Below are 12,871 nucleotides of genomic sequence, written 5' to 3' on the forward strand. Positions count from 1 at the left end.
CCATTGTCAACCTCCTGTGGATGACTTCGGCGGCAGATCTGGGACTACTCGGTGGAGGCCGCCCGCGCCGGCATGGCGCAGGCCTACATCTATCGCGGCCGACCGGTGCAGCGCTACCCGCAGATCGCCGCCGCCGAGCGGGAGGCGCAGGCCGCCGGGCGGGGGCTGTGGGGGCCGCCGTGCCACGGCGCCACGGAGTCGGTGCGCCGCTAGTCACGCTACGGCGATCGCCCCGTTTTCCAGTTCTCGGATGGCGCTGCGCAGGCCGCGCCGCTTGCCGGTCGCGGGGTCGACGCCGAAGCTCTCCCGCATCCCGTCGCGGATGCGGAACTTCAACTCCGAGTTCGTCTCCGGCGCGTTGTCGGAGCTCGCCTTGAGCAGCTTGTCGGGCAGGGCGAGTTTGGCGATGGTCCGGAACGACTGCAGGTACTGGCGGCCCAGCGACCCGGTGGTGTAGGGCAGGTCGTACTTCTCGCACAGTGCCCGCACCCGCTCGCTGATCTCGGCGTAGCGGTTGCTCGGCAGGTCGGGAAACAGATGGTGCTCGATCTGATAGCACAGGTTGCCGCTCATGAACGCCATCAGCGGACCGGCGTGAAAGTTGGCCGAGCCCAGCATCTGTCGCAGATACCATTCGGCCCGGGTCTCGTTGTCGAACTCTTCCTTGGTGAACTTCTCCGCACCGTCGGGGAAGTGCCCGCAGAAGATCACCATGTACGCCCAGTAGTTGCGGATCAGGTTCGCGACCGCGTTGGCCGCCAGGGTGTACTTCCAGTTGGGACCCGCCAACGCCGGGAACACGATGTAGTCCTTGCCGACCTGCTTGCCCACCTTCTTGCCGATGATCCGCAGATCCTTCCGCACCTCGGCCAGCGACTTCTCGCCCTTGCGGTACTTCGTAGTCTCCAGCCCGTGGGCCGCGACGCCCCACTCGAACAGGGTGCCCAGCAGCACGTTGTAGATCGGGTTGCCGATCATCCACCGTTCCCAGCGCTGATCGCGCGTGAGTCGCATGATGCCGTACCCGATGTCGTCGTCGAGGCCGACGACGTTGGTGTACTTGTGGTGGATGAAGTTGTGCGACTTCTTCCAATGCGTACCGGGCGCGGTGGTGTCCCACTCCCACTCGGTCGAGTGGATCTCGGGGTCGTTCATCCAGTCCCACTGCCCGTGAATGATGTTGTGGCCGAGTTCCATGTTCTCGATGATCTTGGCGGTGCCCAGCATCGCCGTCCCCACGCACCAGGCCACCTTGTTGCGGCTGGCGAACAGCACCGCACGGCCCCCCGCGGCCAGCGCGCGCTGCAATTGGATGGAACGCCGGATGTAGCGGGCGTCGCGTTCGCCGCGCGATTCCTCGATGTCGGTGCGGATGGCGTCGAGTTCCCGCTCCAGCGCCTCGACGTCCTCGGCTGTCAGGTGTGCGTAACGTTTGATGTCGGTGATGGCCACCGGTTCCTCCCCTAGATCTTGAGTGTGCAGTCGCCTGATGCGGTGGACACGCAGGTGTTGATGCGGTCCCCCGCGCCGTGTTCGTCGCCGGACCGGAAGTCGCGGACGTGACCGTCTTCCAGCGGCAGGACGCACGTCTGGCAGATACCCATCCGGCAACCGAAGGGCATCTGGATGCCTACCTTCTCCCCCGCCTCCAGAAGCGAGGTGGCGCCGTCGATTTCGATGGTCTTGTCGGAGATGGCGAAGGTGACGGTGCCGCCTTCACCGCCCTTGTCGGTACGGTCGATGGTGAAGCGCTCGGTGTGCAGCGCATCGGACAATCCCGCTGCGTCCCACACGGCTTCGACCGCGTCCAGCATGGGCGTCGGGCCGCAGGCCCAGGTGGGCCGGTCGCGCCAGTCCGGCACGAGGTCGTCGAGACGTTCGAAGTCGAGCTTCCCGTCCTGCGCCGTGAGTTGCAGATGCAGGCGGTAGCCGGACTGGCGTGCTTCCAGGGCACGCAGCTCGTCGTAAAAGATGACGTCCTCGGCTGATGGCGCAGAGTGCAGGTGCACGATATCGGGACTCTGGCCGCGGGCGGTCAGCGACCGCAGCATCGCCATCAGCGGGGTGATACCGCTACCTGCGCTGACGAACAGTATGTTCGGCGGCGGCGGATCGGGCAGCGCGAAATCCCCCTTGGGGGCCGCCAGGCGCACGACCGTCCCGGGTGTGACGCCGTTGACCAGGTGGGTGGACAGAAATCCCTCGGGCGTCGCCTTCACGGTGATCGTGATGTGCTTGTCGTGCCGCTGCGGTACCGAGGTGAGCGAGTACGACCGCCAGTGCCAGCGTCCGTCGACGCGCAACCCGATGCCGACGTACTGGCCGGGCTGGTAGTCCGCGGCGAATCCCCAGCCCGGCTTGATCGTCACCGTGGCGGAGTCCGCCGTCTCCCGACAGACGTCGACGATCTGGCCGCGCAGCTCCCGCGCCGTCCACAGCGGGTTGAGCAGCTTGAGGTAGTCGTCGGGCAGCAGCGGCGTGGTGGCGCGCGCCGCCAGTCCGCGCAGCACATTGACCTTCGGGCTGACCGCCGCCTCGACGTTCTTGGCGGGCTTGATGCTCCACCGCGCCACCTTGCGCAGCGGCGGAGTCAACGGCTGGGTCATCGCCGAACACCCGCCCAGGATCGCGTCGTTGTCATAGTTCGGGTGGTACCCGTGAGTAACCCAGTTCACACTTCAGATTGGGTGAGTGTTCCGAACAACGAGTCGAGGTTCGGGTAAAGCCAACGCTTTTGGCGGGGCAGCCAACGAAAAACCCGCCCTGACCGAAGTCAGAGCGGGTTTTCGAACGTGGAGCTAAGGGGATTCGAACCCCTGACCCCCACACTGCCAGTGTGGTGCGCTACCAACTGCGCCATAGCCCCTCAAGTCGTGCTCATCGAAGTTACACCACAACCCCATCCGCCTCAAAACCGCTGCTCAGGGAACCTCGCCGGAGACCTCTGGACCCAGTGGACGCGCCGAGGTGTGCTCATGCGACGACCGCGGACGCGTTTCCTGGGCCAGCATCCACCCGAACGAGGCCAGCACCAGGATGGCGCCGCTGATGAGGAACGACCACGAGAACGACAGATGCTGGGCGATCAGGCCCACCAGGGTCGAGCCCACGATCGAACCCAGGTCGGCCATCATCTGGAAGGTGGCCACGGCCGTACCGCCGCGCGCCTTGTTGCCGATGATGTCGGCCACGGCGGCCTGCTGCGGCGAGGAGAACATCCCGGTCGCCGCCCCGGCCAGCAGCGCACTGACCAGGAACAGCGACAGGTCATCGGTGAAGCCCACGATCGCGGTCGCCACACCGGCGGCGGCCAGGCCGATGATCAGCAGGATGCGGCGCCCGACCCGGTCGGACAGATGGCCGCTGGGGATCACCGCGGCCACGTTGCCGATCGCGAAGGTCGCCAGCGCCAGGCCCGCCACACCCACGCCCTGGCCCAGCACCTCGACGACGAACAGCGGCACCAGTGCGATGCGCAGACCGAACGCCGACCAACCGGTGGCGAAGTTCGACAGCAACGCCGCCCGGTACGCCCGGTTGGGCAACACGTCGCGCAGCCGCACGGGCGCCTCGGTCGCCGGGGCCGGCGCCGCCAGTGACGAATGCCGCAGGCTGATGAACACCACGGCGGCGGCCACCATCAGCGCACCGCCGTAGATCAGGAACGGCGCCGAGAGGCCCAGCCCGGCGGTCAGCGCCCCCAGCACCGGCCCGCCGACCGAGCCCACCAGAAACGCCGAGGAGAACATGCCGGCCACCCGGCCGCGGGCATTCTCCGGACTGATCCGGATCATCAACCCCAACGCCGAGATGAAGAACATCGTCGATCCGATACCGCCGATCGACCGGAACAGCAGCAGCTGCCAATACGACTGGGCAAACGCGCACGCGCCGGTGGACACGGCCACGATCAGCAATCCGCCGACGTAGATGCGCCGCTCGCCCAAGCGCTGCACCAGCATCCCGGCCGCGGGCGCAAACAGCAGCCGCATGAGCGCGAACGCGGTGATGACGAACGTCGCGGCGCTGATCGACACCCCGAAGTGCCGCGCGTATTCGGGCAGCACCGGCGCGACCACCCCGTAGCCCAGCGCGATCACGGCGTTGGACGCGATCAGCACCCATACTTCGGACGGCAGCTTGGGCTTGGACGGCCGGCCCTCAGCTACTGAACTCACGCAATGACTGTATTCACCACGTCGCGGGCGGCAGCCTGCACCTCCGCCAGATGCTCCGGACCCCGGAATGATTCGGCGTAGATCTTGTAGACGTCCTCGGTGCCCGACGGGCGGGCAGCAAACCAGGCGTTCTCGGTGGTGACCTTCAACCCACCCAACGGGGCCCCATTGCCGGGGGCCCGGGTGAGCTTGGCGGTGATCGGCTCGCCCGCCAGCTCGGTGGCACTGACCTGTTCGGCCGAGAGCTGGGCCAGCCGCGCCTTCTGCTCCCGGTCGGCCGGCGCGTCGAGACGCGCGTAGGTCGGGGCGCCGTAGCGCTCCGCGAGTTCGCCGTAGCGCTGCGACGGCGTCTCGCCGGTGACCGCCACGATCTCGGCGGCCAGCAGCGCCAGGATGATGCCGTCCTTGTCCGTGGTCCACACCGAGCCGTCCGTGCGCAGGAACGACGCGCCCGCCGACTCCTCCCCGCCGAAGCCGATGGCCCCGCTCATCAACCCGTCGACGAACCACTTGAACCCGACGGGCACCTCCACCAGATCTCGGCCCATCCCGGCGACCACCCGGTCGATGATCGAACTGCTGACCGCGGTCTTGCCCACGGCGACCGCGCCGGGCCAGTCGGGCCGGTGGGTGAACAGGTAGTCGATGGCGACGGCCAGGTAGTGGTTCGGGTTCATCAGGCCGCCGTCGGGGGTGACGATGCCGTGCCGGTCGGAGTCCGCGTCGTTGCCGGTCGCGATCTGGTAGTCGGCGTTGCCGCCGTCGAGGGTGCGGATCAACGAGGCCATCGCGTTCGGTGAGCTGCAGTCCATCCGGATCTTGCCGTCGGTGTCCAACGTCATGAACCGCCAGGTGGCGTCCACCAGCGGGTTGACCACCGTGAGGTCGAGTTGGTGCCGTTCGGCGATCGCACCCCAGTAGTCAACGCTGGCCCCGCCCATGGGATCGGCACCGATCCGGACCCCCTCGGCGCGGATGGCGTGCAGGTTGACGACGTTGGGCAGGTCGGCGACGTAGGCGTCGAGGTAGTCGTGACGCTGCGCGCTGTCCCGCGCGCGTGCCACCGGGATGCGTTTCACGTCGCGCAGACCGTCGCGCAGAATTTCGTTGGCCCGCTTGGCAATTGCGGTGGTGGCGTCGGTGTCGGCGGGCCCGCCGTTCGGTGGGTTGTATTTGAAGCCGCCGTCGCGCGGCGGGTTGTGCGACGGGGTGACGACGATGCCATCAGCGCGCGCGGCGGGCCTGCCGGAATCGCGGCCGCGATTGAACGTCAGGATGGCGTGACTGATCGCGGGGGTCGGGGTGTATCTGTCGGCCGAGTCGATCATCGCGACGACGTCGTTGGCGGCCAGCACCTCCAGTGCGGTCGTCCACGCCGGTTCGGACAGCCCATGGGTGTCCCGCCCGAGGAACAGCGGCCCGGTAGTGCCCTGCGCGGCACGGTATTCGACGATCGCCTGCGTGGTGGCCAGGATGTGCGCCTCGTTGAACGCACCGTCCAGGCTGGATCCCCGATGCCCGGAGGTGCCGAACGCCACCTGCTGGGCGATGTCCTCGGGGTCGGGCGCCACGCGGTAGTAGGCGGTCACCAAGTGCGCCAGGTCGATCAGGTCTTCAGGTTGCGCCGGTTGCCCGGCGCGAGGATGGGCGGCCATGCCAGCAATTGTGCCCTGCGGATTCGCCGAGACGGCGGTTCCGGCACCAGACTGGTCGCCATGACGAGCGAGTGCGGGGTGACCAGTCGATGAAGTTACGACACGACCCGCGCACCGCAGTGCTGATCGCGTTGATCCTCACGATGGCCCTGGTTGCCATGGACACCACCATCCTGGCGACCGCCGTCCCCCAGGTGGTCGGTGATTTGGGCGGCTTCGACCAGGTGGGCTGGGTGTTCTCGGTCTATCTGCTCGCCCAGACCGTGACGATCCCGATCTACGGCAAACTCACCGATCTCTACGGCCGCAAGCCGATCCTGGTGGTCGGGGTGGTGGTGTTCCTGATCGGATCGGCGTTGTCGGCCGGAGCGTGGAACATGGTGTCGCTGATCGCATTCCGCGCCGTTCAGGGCATCGGGGCGGGCGCGATCGGCAGCACGGTGCAGACCGTGGCCGGCGACATCTACACCGTGGCAGAACGCGGCCGGATCCAGGGCTACCTGGCCAGCGTCTGGGGAATCTCGGCCGTGATCGCGCCGGCGCTCGGCGGCCTGTTCGCCCAGTACCTGTCGTGGCGCTGGATCTTCCTGGTGAACATTCCGATCGGCATCTTCGCGCTGTTCCTGATCGTGCGCGATCTGCACGACGACGTCGTCCGCCGCCGTCATCACATCGACTACCTGGGCGCGATCCTGGTACTCGTCTCGGCGGGAATGCTGATCCTCGGACTGCTGCAGGGCGGAACCACCTGGGCTTGGGGATCGCCGGCCAGCATCGCCGTCTTCACCATCGGCGCGCTCGCCGGCGCCGCCCTGATCCTCGTCGAGCGCCGCGCGGCCGAGCCGATACTGCCGCCGTGGCTGTTGACCAGTCGCCACACGGCGGCTTCGTTGGCGGCCACCGCCACCGCCGGGACCATCGTGATCGGCCTGTCGGTCTACCTTCCCAACTGGGGACAGACCGTGCTGGGACTGTCTCCCATCGCGGCCGGATTCGTGTTGGCCACCATGAGCATCACCTGGCCGCTGGCCTCGGGCATCTCCGCGCGCATCTATCTGCGGATCGGTTTCCGCAACACCGCGCTGTTGGGTGCCTTTGCCGCCGTCGGCGCTGCGGCCGGGTTCGCGATGCTGGGCCCGGGCGCCCCGGTGTGGCAGCCGGTGGCGTGCACGGCGCTGATGGGCGCCGGCATGGGCTGGTTGTTCTCGCCGTTGATCGTGGGTCTGCAGAACACCGTGGGGTGGGACCAGCGCGGCACCATCACCGGCGGGCTGATGTTCTCCCGGTTCCTCGGGCAGAGCGTGGGTGCGGCCGGGTTCGGCGCGGTCGCCAATACCGTGCTGCGACGTCAGAGCGACCAGCCGGCGGCCGTGGCAATGCATTCGGCTACCCACGCCGTCTTCGTGGGGTTGCTGCTGGCCGGCCTGCTCACCGCGGCGATCCTGGTCATCGTGCCGCGCCGGTTTCCCAGCCACGCCGCGGCTGAGGCGCAATCCGCAACCTAGTGTCACGACGGTGATCGTCGGTCCCCAGCGACCGCGAGAGGTGTTGATGCTCCTAGGCTCGACCCATGTGGACGCGATGGTGGACGCGTCTGGCGGCCCGCTTCAACTTGCTACCGATGGTCCTATTGCGGCGCGCCATGCGGGCATTCAACCGGGCACCGCGACCGGTGCGCCAAGCATGGCGGCTGAGCCTGCGTACGCTCCGTGGCGCCAGCGCGGACCGCGTGCCCGGCTTGGCCGCGGAGGTCGCGCTATTCTCGCTGATCTCGCTGCCCGCGTTACTGCTGGCAATCCTCGGATCGTTGGGGTACATCGCCGATGCCCTGGGCCCCGAGGGCACCGAAGGCCTGCGCCAGCTGGTGCTCGAGATCCCCGAGACGTTCCTCTCGGAACAGACCTACCACGCCTACCACCAGATGGTCGAGAACATGCTGGCTCAACGGCGGGGCAGCGTGATCTCGATCGGCATTCTGTTGAGTGTGTGGACCGGCTCCCGAGCCATGCATCGGCTCTTGGAGACCATCGCGATCGCCTACGGCGTCGGTCCGCGGCCACTCGGGCCACGGCGCCTCCTAGCGCTCGGCTTGACCGTCGCTGGTCTGCTCGGCGCGGTGGCGCTGCTGCCGCCACTGGTCCTGGGTCCGCGCATCATCGAATGGTCGGTCCCCGAGGCGGCGGCCGCCGCCACGCTACAAGTCCTCGAACTGTTGTTCTGGCCGGCCGTGGCCGTGCTGGTCCTCGTCGGGCTCGCCACCATCTATCACCTCGGAGTCCCCTGGCATACGCCGTGGCGGCGCGACCTGCCCGGGGCGCTGCTCGCGATGGCGTTGTGGCTCACGGCAGCCGCGGGCCTGCGTGCCTACCTCGAATTCAGCGTGCAGGACGACGCGGCCTACAGCCAGGTCGCGGTGCCGATCGCGGTAGTCCTCTGGCTGTATCTCACGGCACTGGCCGTGCTACTCGGAGCCGAGGTCAACGCAGCGATCGAAAAAATGTGGCCGCACGAGCGTCAGCCCTGGCGTCTCGGAAGGACTGCCCGCGCGACCGTGCGCTGAACATCGGCAAAGGCGTTCGGCTTACGGTCATACTTTGCCTCGTGTTCGGTCACGATAAACGCGTACTGGCGGCGGTGTTCGTGGGCGGCGCAATCGGCACGGTGGCCCGCGCGGCCCTGGCCGAGTTCGCGGTGCACGACCCGGCCCGGTGGCCGTGGGCGACGTTCGTGGTGAACATCATCGGCGCGTTCCTGCTCGGGTGCATCAGCACCCGGTTGCCCGCGGCCGGCTACGGCCGAGCCCTGCTCGGCACCGGTTTCTGCGGCGGGTTGACGACGTTCTCCACGATGCAGGTGGAAACGCTGCGGATGCTCGAACACCAGCATTACGGCCTGGCGTTCGGCTACACCGCGACCAGTGTCGCGGCCGGACTCGCCGCGGTCTACCTCGCGATCGCCCTGGGGCGCCGGTGAGCATCCTGGTGTGGCTTGCGGTCGCGGTGATCGGCGGTGTCGGCTCGGTGGCCCGGTTCTTGGTGGACAGCGCGGTGACGCGCCGCATCGCCCGCACGTTTTCGTACGGCACGCTGGCGGTCAACCTGAGCGGCGCGCTGCTGCTGGGTTTCCTGGCCGGGCTGGCGCTGGGACCGCAGGCGGCGCTGTTCGCCGGGACCGCGTTCGCGGGTGCGTATACGACGTTCTCCACCTGGATGTTTCAGACGCAGCAACTCGCCGAGCACCGCCGGTACCGGATGGCCATCGCCAACATCGTGGTGAGCCTCACCCTGGGGATCCTGGCGGCCTGGCTGGGACAGTCGATCGCGGCCCTATGCAGGGGGTAAGCCTAGCCTAGGCTTACCCGGCCGTGTAGCGTCGCACGCCATGGAAACGTCTCACCCGGAAGCGGTCAGCGCGGCACTCGAAGAGATCCTGCGCGACGATCTCAGCGTCGACATCAGCCGTATCACGCGTGATTCGCGACTGGTCGACGATGTCGGGCTGGATTCGGTGGCGTTCGCGGTCGGCATGGTCGCCATCGAGGACAAACTCGGCGCCGCCCTCACCGAAGAAGACCTGCTGAGCTGCGAGACCGTCGGGGACCTCGAGGCGGCCATCCTGGCCAAGGTTCCCGCCGCCAAGTGAACGTGTTGACGTCCGCGCTGACGCGGGCGATGACGGAGTCGAACAAGGACCTGGTGGTTCTCGACCGCGAAAGCGGCGAATGGGTCCGCCACCCGTGGGCCGAGGTGCACGCGCGCGCCGAGAATGTGGCCACCCGCATCGGCGCCGGCCCGGCCGGCGCCGTGGGCTTGGTCGGCGAGGTGACGGTCGAGTTCGTCGCGGGTCTGCAGGGCGCCTGGCTGGCCGGGCGCGCGATATCCATTCTGCCGTCACCGATCCGCGGCGCCGATCCGGCGCAGTGGGCGCTGGCCACCCTCAATCGGTTCCAGGGCATCGGCGTGGCCACCGTACTCTCCGCGGGTCCCAACCTGACCTTGCTGCAGGACGCCGGGGCCCCGGTGACACTGCTCGACCTTCCGGAAGTGGGCCACCCCCAACGCTCCACCACGTTCACACCGGTTCCCGACGACGGGGTCGCCGTGTTGCAGGGCACCGCGGGGTCCACGGGCACGCCGCGCACCGCCGTGCTCTCCCCCGACGCGGTGTTCCACAACGTCAGTGGACTGCTGCAACACATCGGGGTCGACGGTGCCGTCGACGTGGGGTGTTCGTGGCTGCCGCTGTACCACGACATGGGCCTGACGTTCCTGCTCAGCGGCGCGCTCAGCGGCAGCGAACTGTGGTTGGCGCCCACCGCGGCGTTCTCGGCCTCCCCGTTCCGTTGGCTGAGCTGGCTCGCGCAGAGCCGGGCGAGCCTCACTGCCGCACCGAATTTCGCCTACAACGTGATCGGCAAGTACGCCCGGCGGGTACCCGACGTCGACCTGTCGGCGTTGCGGTTCGCGATAAACGGCGGCGAACCGATCGATTGTGAAGGATTCAGTCGCTTCCTCTCCGAGTTGAGTCGGTTCGGTCTCGATCCAGGTGCCGCTGCGCCGTCCTATGGTTTGGCCGAGGCGACCTGCGCGGTCAGCGCACCGGTCCCCGGCCGGGGCCTGCATGCCGACGAACTGTGGGATCCGGCAACGGAATCCGTGCATAAGCACGCTGTGCTGGGCAATCCGATCCCGGGCATGGAACTGCGGATCGCGGCCTCCGACGAGCACTCGGCCGACACCGGCAAGGAGATCGGCGAGGTGGAGATCCGCGGCACCTCGATGATGTCGGGATACCTCGGTACCGGCAGCCTGGCCCCCGGGGAATGGTTCAAGACCGGCGATATCGGCTATCTCACCGACGGCGGACTCGTGGTCTGCGGACGCGCCAAAGAACTCATCACGGTGGCCGGCCGCAACGTCTTTCCCACCGAAATCGAGCGCGTCGCGGCACAGGTGCGCGGCGTCCGCGAGGGCGCCGTGGTGGCCGTCGGCACCGAAGACGGTGCGCCCCGACCGGGGTTGGTGATCGCGGCCGAGTTCCGTGGCCCTGATGCCGACGGCGCCCGCAGCGAGCTCATCTCGCGGGTGGCCTCCGAATGTGGCGTGGTGCCCGCCGATGTCATTTTCCTGACGCCCGGCTCGCTGCCCCGAACCTCGTCGGGCAAGCTGCGGCGCCTCGAAGTCAAAAACAATCTGGAGGCGGTACGGGCATGACGGCTACGGTCGAACTCACGGTCGACGACTACCGGCGGCTACTCGACGAGGTCTTCGACGAACGCGTGGTGGCCTGGACCGCCGAAGCCGAAGCCTCCGAACGCTTTCCCCGCGCACTGATCGAATATCTGGGATCGACCGGCGTTTTCACCGGCAAGTGGGGCGACGGCCCGCAACCGCACGTCGGCAAGCTACTCGAGTTGGCGTATCAGCTCGGGCGGTTGGGCTCGGCCGGGATCGGCGTCGGGGTCAGCCTGCACGACTCCGCGATCGCCACCCTGCGACGGTTCGGCAAGTCCGACTACCTGAAGGACATCTGCGAGCAGGCCATCCGCGGTGAGACCGTGCTCTGCATCGGCGCGTCCGAGGAATCCGGCGGCTCCGACCTGCAGATCTGTGAGACCGAGGTGCGTTCGGCCCGAGGTGGTTTCGAGATCCGCGGCACAAAGAAATTCGTATCGCTGTCCCCCATCGCCGACCACATTCTGGTGGTGGGGCGCGGCATCGACCACGACCAGAGCAGCCGGCACGGCAATGTGCTGCTGATCGCGGTTCCTGTCGCGCAGACCGAGGTCCAGAAGCCCTACCGCAAGGTGGGCGCGGGTCCGTTGGACACCGCCGCGGTGCACATCGACACCTGGGTCCCCGAGGACGCGTTGATCGCCCGGGCCGGCACCGGACTGGCCGCCATCTCGTGGGGGCTGGCCCACGAACGAATGTCGATCGCCGGCCAGGTGGCTTCCTCATGCCAGCGCGTGTTGGGCATCACGCACGCCCGGATGGTCAACCGCAGCCAGTTCGGCTCGACGCTGTTCGAACACCAGGCGTTGCGGCTGCGGATGGCCGACATGCAGGCCCGGGTCGATCTACTTCGGCACGGCCTCAACGGTATTGCCGCATCCGGCAAGCTCGACCTGCGCGCGGCCGCCGCGGTGAAGGTGACCGCGGCCCGACTCGGCGAAGAGGTGGTGTCCGAATGCATGCACATCTTCGGCGGATCCGGTTACCTGGTCGATGAGACACCGCTGGGCCAGTGGTGGCGGGACATGAAGCTGGCCCGGGTAGGCGGCGGCACCGACGAGGTGCTGTGGGAACTGGTGGCCGCGGCCATGCGTCCCGACCACGACGGCTACGCCGAGTTGATCGGCGGCTGACCGCCCCGTCCGATCAAGCCGGCCGGTGCAGCGCGTACAGCGCCATGCGCCGGTTGGCCATCTCGTGCTCACCGAGGAACTCACAGCCGGCGAACTCGCACAGGCGCCGGGCACCGGAGTTGCGGTGATCCGGGTCGAACATGATTCTGCGGCACTGCGGTTCGAGTTCGAACAGGCTCTTGGTGAGCCGCGGAAGCAGCAGTGGACCGAACCCGCGGTTGACAATCCGAAGGTCGGCGATGGCGGCGTGCAGACCCAGGTCGTGGGGGTCGGCGTCATAGCGCGGGGCGATCGAATCCTGGGCGGCCCGATACACCTCGATATAGCCGAGGTCCGCACCGTGCCGCGCGCACACCAGGGGCCGGGAGTAGGTGCCGGCAAGCTGCGCGCGCAGGTACCCGCGCCAGCGCTCCTCGGGCCAGTCGTACTCCCAGGCCTCGGCCAGGTGCGGACGGTTCATCCACTCCGAAATCATCGCGGCATCAGCCACCGGATCGGCCACCCGGATCGCGTAGGGCTCGCCGATCACCGGCGTCGCCGGCGGCGGTACCTCGCGCACCTCGTCGGGAATCTCGGTCAATTCCCGGGGTAGCACGGGAAGCGCTGCCGAGGAAACGGTGGGCAATCCGTTGGGCGTAACCAGCCGCGGAACTGACTCAGTCATCGAGCGC

The 12,871-nt window shown here is 67.9% G+C and carries 13 protein-coding genes and 1 tRNA gene; 8 read left to right on the plus strand and 6 right to left on the minus strand.

The features are described 5' to 3' along the window. The first annotated feature begins 51 nt into the window (after nt 1–51). Nucleotides 52–213 (plus strand): thermonuclease family protein, encoded by a 162-nt coding sequence (locus RCP80_RS16945; RefSeq protein ID WP_308478779.1) that lies wholly within the window; start codon nt 52–54, stop codon nt 211–213. Here the strand turns inward: RCP80_RS16945 and RCP80_RS16950 are convergent, their stop codons facing one another. The 5 genes from RCP80_RS16950 to pgm all read right to left on the minus strand — a co-directional run bounded on the left by RCP80_RS16950 (nt 214) and on the right by pgm (nt 5,833). Further along, on the minus strand, nt 214–1,452 hold the full coding sequence (locus RCP80_RS16950) for a fatty acid desaturase family protein (protein WP_308478780.1): 1,239 nt from the start codon (nt 1,450–1,452) through the stop codon (nt 214–216). Nucleotides 1,453–1,463: 11 nt separating this feature from the next. Continuing rightward, a complete protein-coding gene (locus RCP80_RS16955) occupies nt 1,464–2,606 on the minus strand; it encodes a ferredoxin reductase (RefSeq protein ID WP_308482893.1) in 1,143 nt (380 codons plus the stop codon). Between the two features lie 187 nt (nt 2,607–2,793). Then, a tRNA-Ala gene (locus RCP80_RS16960) sits at nt 2,794–2,866 on the minus strand. Between the two features lie 55 nt (nt 2,867–2,921). Beyond that, a complete protein-coding gene (locus RCP80_RS16965; protein ID WP_308478781.1) occupies nt 2,922–4,178 on the minus strand; it encodes an MFS transporter in 1,257 nt (418 codons plus the stop codon). Further along, nucleotides 4,175–5,833, minus strand: a complete 1,659-nt coding sequence (pgm, locus tag RCP80_RS16970; protein WP_308478782.1) for a phosphoglucomutase (alpha-D-glucose-1,6-bisphosphate-dependent) — start codon at nt 5,831–5,833, stop codon at nt 4,175–4,177. The genes RCP80_RS16965 and pgm overlap by 4 nt, the downstream gene beginning before the upstream one ends. Nucleotides 5,834–5,922: 89 nt before the next feature. Between pgm and RCP80_RS16975 the strand changes: the two genes are divergently transcribed. The 7 genes from RCP80_RS16975 to mbtN all read left to right on the plus strand — a co-directional run bounded on the left by RCP80_RS16975 (nt 5,923) and on the right by mbtN (nt 12,200). After that, nucleotides 5,923–7,338 carry an MDR family MFS transporter gene (locus RCP80_RS16975; protein ID WP_308478783.1) on the plus strand — a complete coding sequence of 472 codons (1,416 nt, stop codon included), beginning with the start codon at nt 5,923–5,925 and terminating at the stop codon, nt 7,336–7,338. A 65-nt stretch (nt 7,339–7,403) separates the two neighbouring features. Further along, nucleotides 7,404–8,393: a YihY/virulence factor BrkB family protein gene (locus RCP80_RS16980; protein ID WP_308478784.1), complete on the plus strand. Its 990-nt coding sequence runs from the start codon at nt 7,404–7,406 to the stop codon at nt 8,391–8,393. Between the two features lie 41 nt (nt 8,394–8,434). Further along, nucleotides 8,435–8,806: a fluoride efflux transporter CrcB gene (crcB, locus tag RCP80_RS16985; RefSeq protein WP_308478785.1), complete on the plus strand. Its 372-nt coding sequence runs from the start codon at nt 8,435–8,437 to the stop codon at nt 8,804–8,806. Beyond that, nucleotides 8,803–9,174, plus strand: a complete 372-nt coding sequence (crcB, locus tag RCP80_RS16990) for a fluoride efflux transporter CrcB (protein ID WP_308478786.1) — start codon at nt 8,803–8,805, stop codon at nt 9,172–9,174. Before crcB (RCP80_RS16985) ends, crcB (RCP80_RS16990) begins: the two co-directional genes overlap by 4 nt. A 40-nt stretch (nt 9,175–9,214) precedes the next feature. Continuing rightward, on the plus strand, nt 9,215–9,475 hold the full coding sequence (locus RCP80_RS16995) for a mycobactin biosynthesis acyl carrier protein MbtL (RefSeq protein ID WP_308478787.1): 261 nt from the start codon (nt 9,215–9,217) through the stop codon (nt 9,473–9,475). After that, the gene (gene mbtM / locus RCP80_RS17000; protein WP_308478788.1) at nt 9,472–11,046 is read left to right on the plus strand and encodes a long-chain-fatty acid--ACP ligase MbtM; all 1,575 of its coding nucleotides are present in this window, start codon (nt 9,472–9,474) and stop codon (nt 11,044–11,046) included. Before RCP80_RS16995 ends, mbtM begins: the two co-directional genes overlap by 4 nt. After that, a complete protein-coding gene (gene mbtN, locus RCP80_RS17005; protein WP_308478789.1) occupies nt 11,043–12,200 on the plus strand; it encodes a mycobactin biosynthesis acyl-ACP dehydrogenase MbtN in 1,158 nt (385 codons plus the stop codon). The genes mbtM and mbtN overlap by 4 nt, the downstream gene beginning before the upstream one ends. A 13-nt stretch (nt 12,201–12,213) precedes the next feature. Here the strand turns inward: mbtN and RCP80_RS17010 are convergent, their stop codons facing one another. Beyond that, entirely contained in the window at nt 12,214–12,864 is a 651-nt protein-coding gene (locus RCP80_RS17010) for a GNAT family N-acetyltransferase (RefSeq protein ID WP_308478790.1), read from the minus strand. Between the last annotated feature and the right edge of the window lie 7 nt (nt 12,865–12,871).

The sequence above is a fragment of the Mycolicibacterium sp. MU0053 genome (genome assembly GCF_963378095.1).
Lineage (GTDB): Bacteria > Actinomycetota > Actinomycetes > Mycobacteriales > Mycobacteriaceae > Mycobacterium > Mycobacterium burgundiense.

Coding starts and splice junctions, on each gene's coding strand:
- RCP80_RS16995 (WP_308478787.1), top strand. CDS start 9,215: ATGGAAACGTCTCACCCGGAAGCGGTCAGCGCGGCACTCGAAGAGATC.
- RCP80_RS16975 (WP_308478783.1), top strand. CDS start 5,923: ATGAAGTTACGACACGACCCGCGCACCGCAGTGCTGATCGCGTTGATC.
- RCP80_RS16980 (WP_308478784.1), top strand. CDS start 7,404: ATGTGGACGCGATGGTGGACGCGTCTGGCGGCCCGCTTCAACTTGCTA.
- RCP80_RS17010 (WP_308478790.1), bottom strand. CDS start 12,864: ATGACTGAGTCAGTTCCGCGGCTGGTTACGCCCAACGGATTGCCCACC.
- mbtN (WP_308478789.1), top strand. CDS start 11,043: ATGACGGCTACGGTCGAACTCACGGTCGACGACTACCGGCGGCTACTC.
- pgm (WP_308478782.1), bottom strand. CDS start 5,833: ATGGCCGCCCATCCTCGCGCCGGGCAACCGGCGCAACCTGAAGACCTG.
- RCP80_RS16955 (WP_308482893.1), bottom strand. CDS start 2,606: ATGACCCAGCCGTTGACTCCGCCGCTGCGCAAGGTGGCGCGGTGGAGC.